The sequence below is a fragment of the Virgibacillus halotolerans genome, from assembly GCF_016908515.1.
GTDB classification, from domain to species: Bacteria; Bacillota; Bacilli; order Bacillales; family Amphibacillaceae; genus Virgibacillus_M; species Virgibacillus_M halotolerans.
This window is the reverse complement of record NZ_JAFBEA010000004.1, coordinates 130583-148451: the sequence shown is the minus strand read 5'-3', so window position 1 is coordinate 148451 and position 17869 is coordinate 130583. Positions and strand designations below refer to the sequence as shown.

Below are 17869 nucleotides of genomic sequence, written 5' to 3'. Positions count from 1 at the left end.
ATAATTCGTGGGGGTGTTTATTATCGATCAAATTGCAATTGTTACCGGTGTTGGTCATGCGGCTGGCATTGGTGCAGCAACGTGCAGGGAGCTGGCAGCAGAAGGGGTGAATATATTTTTTACCTATTGGGAAGCTTTGCCGGATTGGCCGGATACTTTTCAAAAAGAACTACAAGAGTTCGGTATTCAGTGTGCGCATGAGCGCGTTGATTTATCGCAATCCAATGCACATATTGACTTGCTGGAAGCCGTTTTAAAGCAATTAGGTGAACCAGCCATCCTGATCAATAATGCAGCCTATTCTACAAGGGACGGCTATTTAAAGCTAACTGCCGAGGATTTGGATAGTCATTATGCTGTGAACATGAGGGCAACATTTTTGCTTAGTGTGGCGTTTGCTAGAAGGTTTAAGCAGATTGGTCAAACAAGCGGTAGGATAATCAATCTAACTTCCGGCCAGGCGCATGGTCCAATGATTGGGGAATTAGCCTATGGCGCAACGAAAGGGGCGATAGCTGCTTTCACACTTTCGCTATCTGCAGAACTTGCACCGCTTGGTATAACTGTTAACGCAGTAAATCCGGGCCCAACTGATACCGGTTGGATGTCGGAGGCGGTGAAACAGGAACTGTCGCCAAACTTTTTAATGGGGCGAATGGGTCTGCCGAGTGATGCAGCCAAATTGATTGGATTCCTTGCTAGTGACAAGGCGGGATGGGTTACAGGACAGGTGATAAATTCAGAAGGGGGATTTTTAAGAAAGTAAAAATTAATAATAGAGATTGTATTTAAAAAGTAAATGTATTATAATCATAATTGTAATCGATTACAGAAAACGATTACATCATCTACTATTTGGGGAGGAATTAATATGAAGGTCAAGAAAAAGTTGTTTGGCGGGTTCTGGATTCTTTTGTTAGTAGTTATACTTGCGGCTTGTAGTGGGGATTCAGAAGCAGATGGTAATGATAAAGAGAGTGACGATTCGGATTCAAATTCAGATGAACAAGTTACCCTTACTTATGCACGTGGTGTGGATACGACCGGTGCAACGGAAGTACTAGCGGAGGCATTTGAAAAAGAACACCCGAACATTAAAATAGAGTTTCAGGAGATGCCTTCTGATTCAGGCGAACAACATGATCAATATGTAACCGCATTCAGCGCGAAGAGTGCTGAGATTGATGTGTTTGACGCTGATGTCATCTGGCCGGCTGAATTTGCCCAGGCAGATTATGCATTGGATTTAGACCGTTTCATTGAAGCGGATGATATTGATATGGATGCTTATTTCGAGGGTACGGTTAAAGCAGGGAATTTTAAAGGGAAACAATGGGCAATGCCTAAATTCACCGATGCTGGTGTGTTATTTTACAGAACAGATATTGTTGATGATCCACCAGAAACATGGGATGAATTGATTGAACAGGCGGATGAACTTAAGGGCGAAAAGGATACAGAATTTGGCTATTTGATGCAAGCTTCCCAATATGAAGGACTGATCACCAATGCGGTTGAGTATATCGGTGCTTATGGTGGAGCGGTATTAGATGAAGATGAAAATGTGGTTGTCGATAGTCCGGAAACAGTGAAAGCAATTGAAAAAATGCAGGAAATTGTCGGTTCCGATTTTGTCCCAAGTAATATTTTAAACTTTACGGAAATTGAGACAGAGTCAGCATTCATTGAAGGGAATGCAGTATTTGCTAGAAATTGGCCTTATCTGCAAGCATCTTCCAATGATGAAGATAAATCAAAAGTAGCTGGTAACGTTGGTTTTACGACGCTTCCAGCTGGTGATGATGGTTCAGCGTCAGCACTTGGTGGCTGGATGTCGATGATTAACCGTTATTCCGAGCATCCGGAAGAGGCTTGGGAGTTTGTTAAGTTTATGACCGGACCTGAAGGGCAAAAGATTACAGCTGTTGACGGTGGAAGTGCACCAACATTAGTGGATCTATATGATGACGAAGAAGTACAAGATGCCGGCGTTACATTTAGTGAACCTGATTTTGTAGAAGTATTGGAAAATGCAATTCCAAGACCTGTTTCTCCGATATATCCGGAGATATCAGATATTATGCAAATTGAACTTTCTAAAGCATTAACTGGAGATATTACAGCAGAAGAAGCAGCAGGCAACATGCAAACAAAAATAGAAGATGCAATGGAAGACTAAATCTATTTTATGGAAATTGATTGTGCAAGTTGAGGGGAGTTGCTCATCTTGCACTTTCCTTTCATCCCTTTCGTTATGATAGGGCTCTAAAACTACGAGACTAGTAAAAGGAGGACCATCCGTGAAAAAGCGCCGGTTTCAGTTAAATGAAAAACAACTAGGATATGCTTTTGTGTTGCCATCGCTTCTTTTGGTTTTTGTCGTTATATTATGGCCTGTTGCCCAGTCGTTCTGGAATAGTATGTTTGATTACAGGCTGAATGATCCAACACGTTCCGAAAAAATGATGGATGCCAATATTGATTTAGAAACCTATGTAGATAATTATTTTTTCATAGAAAGCCAGCTTGATGCATTAGCAGATACTGCAGTTGGTGATCAGGATAAGCAGACCATTCATGAGATAGAAGATGGGATAGAAAAACATCATAGTGAATTGATCAGTGACAAGCAAGTTAAGGAAAAAGTCGATAAGGTCGACAAGCTTTTAATGCGTTATAAGCCTGTAAATAATACAGATCTGAAGTATCAGAAAGTGGATAATGACTTTGCGGCAGATTATCGAAAGGCTTTGTCGTCTTATGAACAAGACTTGGTTGCTATTGCTGAATCGAGCGGGGATAAAGACGCACAAGCTGATTTTCAACAAACTGCTGATTTACTAGGGTCAACCAATGAAGCAATCCTTAAATCCAATTTTATTGGATTCGATAATTATAAGAAGTACTTTAAAGATAAACGAATGTGGCAGTCCTTGGGAAATACGACCTTTTTCACTGTTATATCTGTCTTTTTTGAATTGGTTCTCGGTTTATTAGTCGCCTTATTGATCAATCGGACATTTAAAGGAAGAGGTTTGATCAGGGCTTCTGTATTGATTCCCTGGGCAGTTCCAACTGCAGTAGCAGCGATGATGTGGGGCTTTTTATATGATGGTCAATCGGGGATTGTTGCGCATTACTTGGATGTATTAAAAATCATACCGGGTTCTTCCTGGCTCTTGTCGACAGGGGATGGTGGACTGTTTTCTATCATACTAGCGGATGTCTGGAAAACAACGCCATATATGGCGTTGTTAATCTTAGCAGGTTTACAAACGATACCAGGATCCTTATATGAAGCATCTGATGTTGACGGCGCCAATAAGTTCCAGCAATTTTTTAATATAACATTACCACTACTGAAGTCATCTATTTTAGTAGCACTGTTATTCAGAACGCTAGATGCTTTTCGTGTATTCGATCTTATTTATGTCTTAACTGGCGGCGGACCAGCAAATTCAACAGAATCGATATCTGTCTACGCATATAAAACAATGTTTGCGCAGCAAAACTTTGGAGAAGGATCCACACTTTCTGTGATTGTCTTTTTATGTGTAGCTTTGATCAGCTTTATCTATGTTAAATTAATCGGTTCAGAACTCTTTGCTGGACGAACAAAATAAGGAGGATACCAAAATGAATAAACGTGCAGGAATAGGCTTTTACGTCTTTTTGATCATCTTTGTCTTTTTGGTGATGTTTCCGTTTATTTGGGTGTTTTTAACATCTATTAAACCTGTTGGGGAAATATTTTCCTCTTTTAATTGGTTTACCAAAAATCCAACATTGGACTCTTATGTTGCGGCATTCACCCAACGGCCATTGTTGCGCTACATGTTGAATAGTTTTGTTGTTTCGATTGTGACAACACTTTTGTCTGTCGCATTTGCATCGTTTGCAGCCTATGCACTGACCAGGCTGCCGATTAAAGGAAAAGGATTAATCCTTGGCATTGTGCTAGCTTCGTCCATGTTTCCGCAAGTCGCTATATTATCACCAATGTTTAATATCGTGACGGATCTTGGTTTGCGCAACAGCTATTTGGGCTTAGTTATTCCATATATCACAATCAGTTTACCATTGTCAATTTGGATTTTGGCTACGTTCTTTCAAAAGATTCCGTATGAGTTGGAAGAATCAGCAAAACTCGATGGCGCCAGCCCGTTTCAAACGTTTCGAAAGATTATTTTCCCTTTGGCGGCACCAGGGGTATTTACGACAGGAATACTCGTATTTATCGCAGCATGGAATGAATATTTATTTGCCCTGACAATTAATAGTAATGACAGTTGGCGTACAGTACCAGTGGGAATCTCAATGTATACGAGTGAATTTTCTATCCCATGGGGAGATATTTCTGCAGCAACGGTCATTGTGACGATTCCAATTGTTATTCTTGTACTGATTTTCCAACGTCGGATTGTGTCCGGATTAACGAGTGGTTCTGTGAAGGAATAGTTCGAAATAAATATAGGGAGAGATCACGATGAAAGTAACCGTATGGAACGAATATAGACATGAACTGGAAAACACCGAGGTATCGGCAATTTACCCGGATGGTATTCATGAAACGATTGCCGGCTTTTTACAAGAGGCAGGGTATGAGACACAAACCGCGACATTGGACGAACCGGAGCATGGACTGACAGATGCTGTTCTAAATGAGACGGATGTCCTTGTTTGGTGGGGCCACAAAGCACATGATGAGGTACAAGACGAGGTCGCGGAAAAGGTAAAACAGCGTGTACTAGATGGAATGGGTTTAATCGTATTACATTCTGCGCATTTCTCTAAGGTCTTTAAAAAGTTGATGGGGACCGGCTGTGATTTGAAATGGCGGGAAGCAGATGACCGTGAACGTTTATGGGTAGTGGATCCCACACATCCGATCACGGAAGGCATTGGCGAATATATCGAGCTGGAAAAAGAAGAAATGTACGGGGAGCATTTTGATATTCCGGCACCAGATGAACTGGTTTTTGTCAGCTGGTTTGAAGGTGGGGAAGTGTTCCGTAGTGGCGCGACATTCAAACGTGGCAGGGGAAAGATCTTTTATTTCCGCCCAGGTCATGAAACGTACCCGACCTATCATCATAAACAAATACAGCAAGTCATCAGCAATGGCGTGAAATGGGCAGCGAATGCTGATACGCCAACACCTGTATATGGCAATGCCAAACCATTAGAGGAAATTTCGAAAAAGTAAAGGAGAGAAGCTTATGTCAAAGTTAAAAGTAGCAGTGATAGGGTGCGGAAGTATTGCCCAGCATCGTCATTTAGTCGAATACAAAAATAATCCAAATGTAGAGATTGTTGCTGTTTGTGACATTGTGGAGGAAAGAGTGAAGGAAGCGGCAGGAAAATATCATGCGAAAGCATATACGAGTTACGAAAAATTGCTGGCATCGGAACAGATAGATGCTGTCAGTGTCTGTCTGCCGAACTACTTACATGCACCAGTTTCCATTGCGGCGCTACGTGCTGGGAATCATGTCTTATGTGAAAAACCGATGGCAACTTCACGCGAAGAAGCGGCGCAAATGATTGCAGCAGCAACGGAAAATAATAAAAAATTGATGATTGGTCATAATCAGCGTTTTGTCTCCTCGCATACGAAAGCAAGAAAACTAATTGCAGAAGGAGAAATAGGAAAAGTTTATAGCTTCCGGACTGCTTTTGGTCATGGTGGGCCAGAAGGATGGAGTGCCGAAGGGAAAGAAAGCTGGTTCTTCAAAAAGGAGGAAGCTTTTATTGGTGCGATGGGAGACCTCGGGGTACATAAGGCGGATTTACTACGCTATTTGCTAGGTGAAGAATTTTCCAATGTCGCTGCTTTTATTGAAACCAGTGCAAAAGATGATACTGATGTGGATGACAATGCGGTATTTATTTTGCGTTCGAAAAGCGGTGTGATCGGGACGTTGGCTGCAAGCTGGGCGTACAATGCGAAAGAAGACAATTCCACGGTCATCTATGGTGAAAAGGGCATAATCAGATTGGAAGATGACCCGACCTACGGGATGATCGTCAATTATACCAATGGTGAAACAGTAAAGTATGAACTGGGTAAAATTCAATCCAATGAAGATGGGGGACAGACGAATACACATGTGATCGATCACTTTGTAGAGAGTATATTGCAAAATAAACAGCCGCTTATTGATGGAGAAGAAGGCAAGAAGTCGCTAGAGGTTATTCTAGCAGCAATGGAGTCAGACAAGACGAAACAAATTACAAGTATTGAAGGATGATAATATGGATCAGTTAAGCATCGGAATTATTGGTGTTGGAGGAATCGCACAAAACAGACATATCCCCGCATTGTTGGAGTTAGGTGAAAAGGTGTCACTTACCGCTGTAAGTGATGTCAATGAAGTTCGCGTACAGGAAGTTGCAGCAACGTACCGGATTCCGCATGCATTTTCCGATTACAACGAATTATTCTCGGAAGTCGATGCGGTGATTATTTGCACACCAAACAAATTCCATGCAGAAATAGCGATGGCTGCACTTGAAGCAGGTGTTCATGTATTATGTGAAAAACCAATGGCGATGACGGTTAAAGAATGTGAAGCAATGTTAGATGCATCAAGGAAATCTGGCAAACTATTATCGATTGCATATCATTACCGACATACGGATGCAGCGCGAGTAGCAAAACATACCGTTAACGCAGGGGATATTGGTGATCCACTTGTTACGAGAGTGCAGGCATTGCGTAGGCGGAAAGTTCCTGGTTGGGGCGTGTTCACCAACAAAGAATTGCAAGGTGGCGGTAGCTTAATCGATTATGGCTGTCATTTGATCGACTTGTCCCTATGGTTGCTTGGCGATCCGAAGCCAGTGGAAGTAATGGGAACAACCTATAATCGTTTAAGTAAAACGCCCAACCAAATCAATGATTGGGGAACGTTCGACCATGAAACTTTTGACGTGGATGATCATGTATCTGGCTATATTACGTTTGACGATGGTTCATCACTGTTATTGGAATGTTCCTGGGCAGCAAACATTAAGGAAGACAAGATGCACTTGAGCATATCCGGTGTGGATGGCGGCTTGAATGTTTACCCATTTGAGCTCTATCAACCGCGCCACGGCACATTTTTAAAGAGTGAAGCAAAAGCGGAACATGATGAAACAGCAGCAGGACTGCTGCAAGCGGAAAATTTCGTTGACAGCTGCTTAGGCCAGGCGGAATTAGTAGTTAAGCCGGAGCAGGCACTGGAAGTAAGCCGCATTATTGAAGCAATTTATGCGAGTAGCGAAACAGGTAGGAGCGTAAGACTGTAGAAAGTGCGTGGCATCGCGCGGCCAGAAGCAGAACTCGCGCGACAGAGGCGCAACTCGCTTGTCAGGAGGCAGAACTCGCTCGTCAGAAGGCGCAACTCGCGCGACAGGAGGCGCAACTCGTGCGGCAGGATGCAGAACTCGCGCGGCCAGAAGCGAAACTCGCGCAACAACAATCCAAGGAGTGATTTTTAATGAAAATAGGTGTATTTACCGTATTATTTGCAGGGAAAACATTTGAAGAGATGCTTGATCATGTGAAAGACTCTGGGCTGGACGCTGTGGAAATCGGCACAGGAGGAAATCCTGGTAATAATTTCTGTCCGATTGATGCGTTGCTGGAAAGTGAGGACAAACGAAAAGCATACTTAGAAAAGGTGCATGCACGTGGTTTAACAATCAGTGCTTTTAGCTGTCATGATAATCCGATTTCACCGAACAAAGCGCAAGCGAAAAACGCACATGATACGTTTGTGAAAACAATAAAACTTGCATCATTAATGGATGTACCAGTTGTAAACACTTTTTCCGGAACGCCGGGATCTCATGAAGATTCCAAGTATCCAAATTGGCCTGTAACGCCATGGCCAACGGAATACTCCGAGATATTAAAATGGCAATGGGAAGAGAAACTTATTCCCTATTGGAAGGAACAAGGTAAATTAGCGGAAGAGCATGGAGTAAAAATCGGAATCGAGTTGCATGCTGGTTTTCTCGTACACACCCCACATACGATGCTTAAATTACGAGAGGCAACGAATGATGCTGTTGGGGCCAACTTGGATCCAAGTCATTTGTGGTGGCAAGGCATTGATCCGGTAGCCGCGGTGAAAATTCTTGGGAAAGCGAATGCGATTCATCATTTCCATGCAAAGGATACGTACATCGATCAGGAAAATGTCAACATGTATGGCTTAACAGATATGCAACCATATGCTGATGTACAGACACGTGCATGGACATTCCGTTCGGTTGGATATGGACACAGTTCACAGGAGTGGTCCAACATAATAAGCGCGCTCAGAACCTATGGCTATGATTATGTTGTCAGCATTGAGCATGAGGATCCGATCATGTCTATTGATGAAGGTTTCAGCCAAGCGGTGAAAAATTTAAAAGCAGTAAATATCAAAGATTCTGCGGCAGATATGTGGTGGGCATAGTAACCTAAAGGCGCTAAAAATGTTAGCGCCTTTAACGTGCTTGAAATTCAAATAGAAGCGGGGCATGTATAATGAGGGAAATTCCGATAGCAGTCCAAATGTACACTTTAAGAGAAGAAAGCGCACGTGATTTTTCTGGCACTTTAAAAAAGGTGGCAGAACTTGGTTATGATGGGGTGGAATTTGCTGGATATGGTGGACTAACTGCTAAGGAAGTACGCCAATTACTTGATGAATATGGTCTCAAAGCGGCATCCAGTCATGTTCCCTTGGATGATTTGAAAAATAATTTAGATCAAGTGATAGCGGATCAGAAAATACTCGAAAGCAGTTATATTGTTTGCCCGTTTTTGCCACCAGATTCACGGACAGAAGCAGCCTATCAAGGACTGATTACCTTGCTGGATGAGGTTGGAGAAAAGTGTCGTGCAGCAGGGCTCACACTTTGCTATCACAACCATGACTTCGAACTCGATCGTTTGGCAGATGGCAGGATGGCGCTCGAGGCAATTTTAGATGATACCAAGCGTGAAAATGTCCAAGCAGAATTCGATATTTATTGGCTAGCTAAAAGAAATGAAAACCCGGTCGATTGGATAAAAAGATATCAAGACAGAATGCCGCTTGTGCATTTGAAGGATATGACAACAGATCAGGAACAATTCTTCGCGGAGCTTGGAGCAGGTGGAATGGATATTGAAGCTGTCCTTGAACAAGGCAATAGTAACGACATAAAATGGTGGGTTGTTGAACAAGATGCCAGCCGGCGCACACCATTTGAAAGTATAGAAATCAGCATTAATTACTTAAAAAGAAAACTTGCAAAATAAATTGGGTCATCATATGAGAAGGCCTTCTTTTCCCTGAATAAAATAACCATCCCGGGGATAGGAGGGTCTTTTGTTATGGAAATTTAATTTTAGAATAAAGGGTGGTCAAATAATGGATGAATATGTTACCCTATACTTAGATAATTAATTTAATTAACTAAACGCTTACATTTTTATTCATCTTTATTTTTCAAAAAACATCATGAGAAGGATCACGGAAAAATGAATTTATTGAAAACGCATTCTGTGATTATACTTAAGGAAAGAAGGGGTTAAGGCATGAATGGTAAAATTAACAAAAAGATGATCTTTTTCTTTGGAGCATTGGGTGGTTTGCTCTATGGGTACGACATGGGTGTCATCTCGGGTGCGCTTTTATTTATTAAAAACGATATTCTCCTGAATAGCTTTACAGAAGGACTGGTAGTAAGTTCGATGCTGTTCGGAGCGATCTTTGGCTCGGGATTCAGTGGACCGCTATCCGATAAATTTGGACGGCGTAGGCTTGTGTTTGCGATAGCCATTGTGTTTGTAGTAGGCTCGCTTGTTCTTGCATTTGCACCGAATATGGAAATGCTTGTAATTGGCCGATTAATTATTGGTTTAGCTGTTGGTGGGTCAACGGCGATTGTACCGGTATACTTATCAGAGATGGCCCCGACAGAACAACGTGGCTCACTGGGTTCATTAAATCAATTGATGATTACCATTGGTATTCTTTCTTCCTATCTAGTTAACTATGCCTTTGCAGATGCAGAAGCATGGCGTTGGATGGTTGGTTTAGCAGTTGTCCCTTCATTAATCCTAATGGTCGGTGTACTGTTTATGCCGGAAAGTCCAAGATGGCTGCTGGAACATCGCAGTGAAAAAGAAGCACGTAAAGTAATGAAATTAACGAGAAACCCGGAACAAATCGATAAAGAAATCCAGGAAATGATTGAGATTAACGACATTTCCGATAGCACATGGAATGTGTTGAAGTCCGCATGGTTGCGACCAACGCTTATCATTGGGTGTACGTTTGCTTTGTTACAGCAAATAATTGGGATCAATGCGATTATTTACTACGCACCGACAATCTTTAATGAAGCAGGACTAGGCAGTTCTACTGCAATCCTTGGAACAGTTGGTATTGGTGCAGTGAATGTGATTATTACGATCTTCGCAATCATGGTTATTGATAAAATTGATCGTAAAAAACTGCTGGTAATCGGAAATATTGGTATGGTTGCCTCCTTGCTTATCATGGCAGTGCTTATTTGGACAATCGGTCTGGAGTCCAGTTTTGGCGCATGGATTATTGTCGCTTGTTTGACAATGTTTATTATCTTCTTTGCTTTTACTTGGGGCCCAGTCTTATGGGTAATGCTTCCCGAATTGTTCCCAATGCGTGCTCGTGGAGCCGCAACAGGTATCGCCGCGCTGGCGTTATCAATTGGTAGCTTGCTCGTTGCACAATTCTTCCCAATGTTGTCAGATGCACTGGGAATTGGACAAGTATTCCTGATCTTTGCTGCAGTCGGTATTGCTGCGATGATATTTGTTATTAAATATCTGCCGGAAACCCGTGGCAGAAGTCTGGAAGAGATTGAAGCGGATTTAAGGAAACGGACATCGGCGAAGGAAGTATAAGTGTCAGATGCGGTAATTTAATAGATTTATTAAAAAAGAGAGTCTTAATTGGCTCTCTTTTTGTTAGCGTTGAAATAGAAAAAAATAAAAAAACAATAAGACTAAGTATAACACTGTGCTAAAGACCCATAAAAAAGGGGGACTAGTTTAACAAGTAATAAGTCAGATAAAATATTAAAACGCCTCATTGTTTCAGGTGAAATGATGCACTTTCCGCACTGAAACCATACATATTGTGGCCCAGAATTGGATGGAAATTGACCATTTTAGAGCTAATTTATTTACAATCAGCTCTATTGTTTCAGTTAATTGATAGGTTTAATAGCATGGAAAATAACATTTTTAATTTAAAATAGGTTTTTGAATATAGTAAAAAGTCCCTATAGACACAATTGTTTATGTGTGGTAAATTGCAATAAATTAGTAAATGTTTTATTAAAATATTCACTATAAAGATTTGTAAAATATTGTCCATTGATTATTACGCGCATAAAGTTAATTTACGCTGGTAATAGACATCAATAGAGAACCGCCCCATGATAACAACACGACTGCCAGTACTTCCATTTGCTGTAGTTAGCATTACAATTATATAAAGAATCAAAATACACCCCCGTATTAACACACGCTATATTTTAAATAATGATGTAAGCTAGAATCTTTATAATAAATTTTAAAAAGAAAACGATTCACAGCATAATTGCAAGCGCATTCATATAACTGTAATTAATAAATGATGTGATTCAAAAAAACAATGATATTTAAGGAGGGGATATGATGTAACAATGCTAAGAAATGCTTTTAATTTGGTGTGAAAATTTAATTAGGAGGTTAGAGTAGTGAATAGAAATTTTAGTAAAAGAACATTTATTGTACTCTTTGCAATAATGCTCATAATACCTGTAATAGTAACAAATTTCGCACAGTCCTACCAAGCCGAGGCAGCGGGGAAGAGCGCTTCGACTGATGGAAAAGAGTCCCAGGAGAAAAAAGAGGTTTCCAAAGGTAAAGAAATGAATGATATTAGCAATGATAGTCTAGAGGAAGGAGATTTTGAAATAACCGAGGGAGATGGTTCTCTGACTTATAATGATGATGGTTCCGTAACTTTCGGTGTTACTTCTAAAGGGAAAAATAAAGTTATCTACAATAAAATGGATAAAATAAAGAATGGTAATTTTGAGGCCGACATCACGCCAGATACTGACTTGAATCGTTTCGGTTTTATCTACCGTGTACAAGACGCTTCTTCATATACTTATGTAGGTACTGCGGATGAGAACAATCAGTACTTCGGTGAAACATTCGGTCCTGCAAACAAATGGACGTCTAACACAAAAGGTGTGCCATTGAAAGCGAATGAAACATATCATTTACGCGTTAAATTTATTGAAGATTCAGCAACCCTATATATCGATGGTGAAAAGATAGCATCCTGGACACAACCAGAAGGAGTAGATTCAGCAGGCTTAATTGGACTTGAAAAGAGTCGTGGAGCTGCAAATATTACGATTTCAAATGTCGATGTGACAGAAATAACTGCGCCACAACCACCGGATACCCCCGAAGTAAAAGATACTTTAAGTTCGGGGTATATGGATGTGGTTATTGATCAAGTATTCCCAAGGATAATTGAATATAATGTGGACGATAAAGTCCTATCCGGGCAGGAAACACCCATTTATGGTTTGAAAGTTAACAACATGCTATATTACCCGGATGTAGCGTATAAAAAGGTAAGCGATAGTGAAGCACTTTATACACTCACGGTCGCCGATGAAGATGAGAAACTTGATGCAACCTTTAAAGTTTCAGTGAAGGTAGATGATAATAAAGCGATATATAAATTTGAAGAAATCGCGAATGCGGATAGTGCGACGATTGAAACGGTAGAATTGGCTGACATGAATTTCATTTCAGTTAATTCCGATCAAACCGATGCAAATGCTAAATTAACGAATCTTAGCAGTGATGTTACCAAACCAGGGGATCTGGATGTAACAGTTGATTCCTCACTGGAAGATATCGGGACATCCAAGAATTATTATACTGCTTTCTTATCAACGGACGAATTAAGTGCAGGTGTATGGTCCAGTTCTGAAGTGGATGGTTATGGTAACTTAGTCGCGAATCGTTATGAAAATGACAATGAAGATAAAGCACTGGGAATAGGTTCCAACAAACTATTTTACCAGAGAGAATTTATGTCTGAACCATCGTCAAATCAACCACAAGTAAAAATTGCCATCGCTGAAGATGAAAATGACGATGCCAAAGTGGATTGGCAGGACGGGGCAATTGCCTATCGTGACATTATGCAAGACATTCCAGATTGGCAAGATGTAAATAACAATGTAACTACGCGTATCGCCATGAATTTTGGATCACAGGCACAGCAGCCATTCCTTAAAACATTGGATAATGTAAAAAAGGTAAACCTTGCAACAGATGGATTAGGTCAGGCTGTACTTTTAAAAGGATATCAAAATGAAGGGCATGATAGTTCCCATCCCGATTACGGAGATGTTGGTGATCGTATGGGGGGAGCGGCAGATTTAAATACACTGATTGAGGAAGGACATAAGTACAATTCCGAGTTTGGTGTCCATATTAATGCACAAGAAACCTATCCGGAGGCAGATGCTTTTAACGATGACTTCATTGAAGATCCGGGTTCACTAGGTTGGGGTTGGTTAGACCAATCTTACACGATTGATAAAATAAAAGATTTGGCGTCAGGAACCCGTGCGAAGCGATTGGATGATTTGAAATCCGCTGCACCAGACCTCGACTTTGTTTACTTAGACGTTTGGTATCAAGATCAATGGGAGTCTAATCGGATAGCTGAACAATTTGCCGAAAGAGATTGGCGCGTGTCAACGGAATTTGGAACATCCATGGCAAACAGCTCAACATTCCAGCACTGGGCAACAGATAAAAATTATGGTGGAGCAGAAAGTAAGGGAATTAATTCGGATGTGCTTCGCTTTATAAGCAATCACCAAAGAGATTCCTGGGTATTGAATTGGCCTGAAGCAGGCGGAACCGCAGATCATCCATTACTTGGTGGCTATGAATTAGCTGGATTTGAAGGATGGCAATCAGATAAGAACTTTGATGCCTTTACTCGTATGACTTTTGATACCAATTTACCTACGAAGTTTTTACAAAAATATTATGTAACAAATTGGGAAAAGACTGACGGAGATGCTACGAAAACCAATTTGGAAAAGGAAATTAAATTGGAGGATCCCAGTAATGATGACAAAGTTGTCGTAACGAGAAAAGACAATTCAAGGGAACGCGTCATTACACTGAATGGTCAGGTTGTACTTGATGGCCATACGTATTTAATTCCATGGACAGACCAGGATTTTGACACACCAACACCTGATTCTGAAAAGTTGTATCACTGGAATTTGGAAGGTGGAGAATCAACTTGGACCCTGCCAGATGAATATGAAGATGCATCCAGTGTGTATGTATACAAATTGACAGATCAAGGTAGAACAGATATGCAAAAGGTGGACATAAAGGATAACCAGATAACACTGAAAGCTGAAGCAGCTACACCTTATATTGTTGCAGCAAATGAGAACGAAGGTTCAGAAATAGATGATTGGAGCACGAATAGCCATATCCATGACTCGGGATTCAATACAGGCACAATCGATGATGAGAATACAACAGTTGACGGAGATAAAAAAGCCGTAAAGGTTAATAGAACAAATCAAACAAAAGATGCACGTAATTTAAGTAGTGGGGATTACTATTTGCATATGGATAGTCCGGAAAAAGATACAATATTTACCCGTCCCCTTACGGATTTGGAACCAGGAAAAGATTATGTAGCAGAAGTATATGTTGAAAACAATAGTGATGAAAAAGCCTCCATAGAAATTGAAAATGGGGAAGAGACAGTAAGCAATTACACCTTACGGAGCCTGCAAAAGAACTATGTTAAGGCGGATTCACATGCTACAAATGATGGTTACGATAGTAAAATGCAAAGGATGCAAGTAAGCTTTACAGCCAAAAGTGATACAGCTAAATTAACGCTTAGCCGTAAAGCTGGTGAAGGAGACACCAAATTTGATGATATGCGCATTGTTCAAAAATCATTAACAAACGAGGTGTCTTCTGAGGTATTTGAACAAGATTTTGAAACGGTAGTACAGGGTATTTACCCATTTGTTATTGGGAATACAGAAGGTGTGGAAGACAACCGAATTCATTTGTCTGAATTACATGCGCCTTATACACAAAAAGGCTGGGCAGGCAAAAAATTGGTTGATGATGTGATTGATGGCAACTGGTCAGTAAAAGTGAATACGGGAAATAGTGGGCTAGTATATCGGACGATTCCACAGCATTTTAATTTTGAGCCAGGCGAGAAATATATAGTGAATTTTGATTACCAAACAACTTCAGACTCCTATCGCTTTATATCAGGAGACAAGGAAATTGATGTGAAAGAGATTGATGATGCCAATGGTTTGACTGAAAATGAAACACTTTCAGCATCTACTGATACAAAAACGGCCGAATTTAAAGTAACTGGAGCAGAAAACGGGCAAACCTATATTGGGATCTTTAGTGATGGCATGGAGTTGGATGAAGATACAGGAGAAAATACGTTTATTTTAGATAATCTGCGTATTGAAAAGGTATCTTCTGACAAACCTGTTTCAAGCGCATCAGATATAAAAGCGCTCGTTGAACAGTATGAAGCAGATGGAGAATTCACTGATGGGGACGCTGCACATGCTTTGAAAGTTCACTTGGAGGCAGTGACCCGTTTTGAGGACACGGATGTAGCAAAAAAGGTTGTCAAGCATCTAAAAGGGTTTGAGCTTTTGCTTGATCAACAACAAGAAAAAGCGTTGATTTCTGAAAAGGCTTATCAATCTCTTAAGTCAAGTACAGATACCTTGATGGAGAAATGGCAATAGCTTGAAATTGGAAACTTCCCTGTTGCTTAGAAATGCATTAACTGCTGCAGGGAAGTACAAATAAAAAATAAGGAAAATATATGAAGGAGGAATTCAATTGGGAATTAAAAAACAAATTGGTATGGGAGTCATGTCGGCAGCGTTGGGGTTAGCATTAATAGGCGGAGGAACATATGCTTACTTCAGTTCCAGTGAGGAAACAACCAACACATTTGCCGCAGGAACATTGGATCTGTCGGTTGAACCTACAACCATTATCGATGTAGGTGATCTTAAGCCAGGGGATTACGTCATTCGTGATTTTGAACTGCAGAACGGTGGTTCATTGGATATTGACAAGGTCTTCCTAGAAACAGATTATGACGTTACCGATGCAAAGGGTGACAATACAGCGGATTTTGGGGAACATATCGAAGTGGAATTTTTATATAATGCGGATAAGATAGATGAAGTTATTTATAAGACAACTTTGGCTGAGTTAAAAGAAATGAGCCCTGAAGCAGTAAATGAGCATATATTTTATCCATCTATAGGGGAAAAGGGATTACCAGCAGGTTCGTCGGATGATCTCGTTGTTAAATTTAATTTCAAAGATAGTGATGAAGACCAAAACCAATTTCAAGGCGATTCGCTGGAACTTGCGTGGACTTTCAATGCCGAACAATCAACAGGTGGGGAAAAATAAATACTAGATTAGTAGAGAGAGAAAAACTTTTTCTCTCTCTACGTATATCTACATGAATATGGATGAGGTGCATTACATGAAAAAATGGAATGGCTTATAACGCACTTGTGGATGCTGCTGATTCATTGATTAAGAAGTGGCAATAAATCTAGGTAAGTAAATTTTTAAAAAAATTAATCGTAATAACTGAAAATTTTATAGACAAATAAATAAGGCTATGGTATCATAGAAAACAATTAGTAAATGTTTTATTAAATATATTTACTAATTGTTTTTTTTGTGTGATGTTGAAAGCGCAAACATAGGCTGCGCTGAGAAAGATATAATGAGGTGACTCTGGATGAAATATGGATTGGGTGTTGATATTGGTGGCACCAAAATTGCAACAGTAATTATAAATGAACAAGGAAATGTTGTAGAACGTGTAGAAGTGCCAAGTAATACAGTGGACAAAGAACAGATGTTTATGCAGGTCGTCAATAGTATTGAACAGGTTTTGGCAAATGCAACTTTGCATATAAGCATGATAGAAGGAATGGGAATTGGAGTTCCTGGAAAAGTGGATCGTGAAAAGGGCGTAGCGGTATTTCAAAATAACCTGCCATGGAGAAACTTTCCGATTGTTGAAAGATTACGAGACTACTTTTCTATTGAAAATATCGTGATTGATAATGATGTATATATGGCGGCTTTTGCAGAATGGAAAATTTCTAATGTATCCGAGGATGCTACGTTTGTTTATGTAACCGTCAGCACAGGAATATCATGTTCTATTATTCAGCAAGGTTCATTTGTACGTGGCGCCGGTTTTGCAGGAGAGATAGGTTTGTTTCCTGTACTTTCTAAGTCATCGAAAAAAGGCGTGCAAACACTGGAGGAGACTGCTTCTGGGCCATCTATCGAGCGGCGTGCTCAAAAGGATTTAAAACAACCTTATTTAAAAACAGGGGATTTATTCCAGGCATATGAAAATGGAAATGAGAATGCCCAGAGCGTTATGAATGAAGTAGTAGAATCTTTGGCACATGGCATCTATTCGATTATTTGTTTGTTAGACCCACATAAGATCATCTTTGGTGGGGGCGTGATGAATCATCATCCTTATTTACTAGATTTAGTAAGGGAAAAGGTAAGTCATTATGTAATATCCGAGCAAAAGCATGCGTTAGCACGAATGCAAAGGAGTAAATTAAAAGGGGACTCAGGCATTGTTGGAGCTGGTCTAAAGGGAATGGGCGGCTCTAATTTACTATTACAATCATAGTGAAGGAGGTGCAATAATTACAATAGTAGCTCAGTAATCCATCAGAATTTCAC

General features: G+C 40.4%; 13 protein-coding genes. All 13 read left to right on the top strand.

What is annotated here, in order from left to right; all coding sequences use genetic code 11:
- The first annotated feature begins 13 nt into the window (after positions 1 to 13).
- The 13 genes from JOC34_RS11790 to JOC34_RS11730 all read left to right on the top strand — a co-directional run bounded on the left by JOC34_RS11790 (position 14) and on the right by JOC34_RS11730 (position 17816).
- A complete protein-coding gene (locus JOC34_RS11790; RefSeq protein ID WP_205136964.1) occupies positions 14 to 766 on the top strand; it encodes an SDR family oxidoreductase in 753 nt (250 codons plus the stop codon).
- Positions 767 to 871: 105 nt separating this feature from the next.
- Positions 872 to 2179 (top strand): ABC transporter substrate-binding protein, encoded by a 1308-nt coding sequence (locus JOC34_RS11785; protein ID WP_205136963.1) that lies wholly within the window; start codon positions 872 to 874, stop codon positions 2177 to 2179.
- Between the two features lie 121 nt (positions 2180 to 2300).
- The gene (locus tag JOC34_RS11780) at positions 2301 to 3623 is read left to right on the top strand and encodes an ABC transporter permease subunit (RefSeq protein WP_205136962.1); all 1323 of its coding nucleotides are present in this window, start codon (positions 2301 to 2303) and stop codon (positions 3621 to 3623) included.
- A 13-nt stretch (positions 3624 to 3636) separates the two neighbouring features.
- On the top strand, positions 3637 to 4458 hold the full coding sequence (locus tag JOC34_RS11775) for a carbohydrate ABC transporter permease (RefSeq protein WP_205136961.1): 822 nt from the start codon (positions 3637 to 3639) through the stop codon (positions 4456 to 4458).
- 28 nt (positions 4459 to 4486) lie between these two features.
- On the top strand, positions 4487 to 5206 hold the full coding sequence (locus JOC34_RS11770) for a ThuA domain-containing protein (protein WP_205136960.1): 720 nt from the start codon (positions 4487 to 4489) through the stop codon (positions 5204 to 5206).
- Positions 5207 to 5219: 13 nt separating this feature from the next.
- Positions 5220 to 6251 carry a Gfo/Idh/MocA family protein gene (locus tag JOC34_RS11765; protein ID WP_205136959.1) on the top strand — a complete coding sequence of 344 codons (1032 nt, stop codon included), beginning with the start codon at positions 5220 to 5222 and terminating at the stop codon, positions 6249 to 6251.
- 4 nt (positions 6252 to 6255) lie between these two features.
- Positions 6256 to 7293, top strand: a complete 1038-nt coding sequence (locus JOC34_RS11760; protein ID WP_205136958.1) for a Gfo/Idh/MocA family protein — start codon at positions 6256 to 6258, stop codon at positions 7291 to 7293.
- A gap of 191 nt (positions 7294 to 7484) precedes the next feature.
- Positions 7485 to 8453, top strand: coding sequence for a sugar phosphate isomerase/epimerase family protein (locus JOC34_RS11755; RefSeq protein ID WP_205136957.1), 969 nt, complete (start codon positions 7485 to 7487; stop codon positions 8451 to 8453).
- A 71-nt stretch (positions 8454 to 8524) separates the two neighbouring features.
- The gene (locus tag JOC34_RS11750; protein ID WP_205136956.1) at positions 8525 to 9283 is read left to right on the top strand and encodes a sugar phosphate isomerase/epimerase family protein; all 759 of its coding nucleotides are present in this window, start codon (positions 8525 to 8527) and stop codon (positions 9281 to 9283) included.
- A gap of 279 nt (positions 9284 to 9562) precedes the next feature.
- The gene (glcP, locus tag JOC34_RS11745) at positions 9563 to 10915 is read left to right on the top strand and encodes a glucose transporter GlcP (protein WP_205136955.1); all 1353 of its coding nucleotides are present in this window, start codon (positions 9563 to 9565) and stop codon (positions 10913 to 10915) included.
- An 839-nt stretch (positions 10916 to 11754) separates the two neighbouring features.
- Positions 11755 to 15867 (top strand): endo-alpha-N-acetylgalactosaminidase family protein, encoded by a 4113-nt coding sequence (locus tag JOC34_RS11740; RefSeq protein WP_338062672.1) that lies wholly within the window; start codon positions 11755 to 11757, stop codon positions 15865 to 15867.
- Positions 15868 to 15964: 97 nt separating this feature from the next.
- Entirely contained in the window at positions 15965 to 16552 is a 588-nt protein-coding gene (locus JOC34_RS11735; RefSeq protein WP_205136954.1) for a CalY family protein, read from the top strand.
- A 340-nt stretch (positions 16553 to 16892) separates the two neighbouring features.
- Positions 16893 to 17816: an ROK family protein gene (locus JOC34_RS11730; RefSeq protein WP_205136953.1), complete on the top strand. Its 924-nt coding sequence runs from the start codon at positions 16893 to 16895 to the stop codon at positions 17814 to 17816.
- The last annotated feature ends 53 nt before the right edge of the window (positions 17817 to 17869 follow it).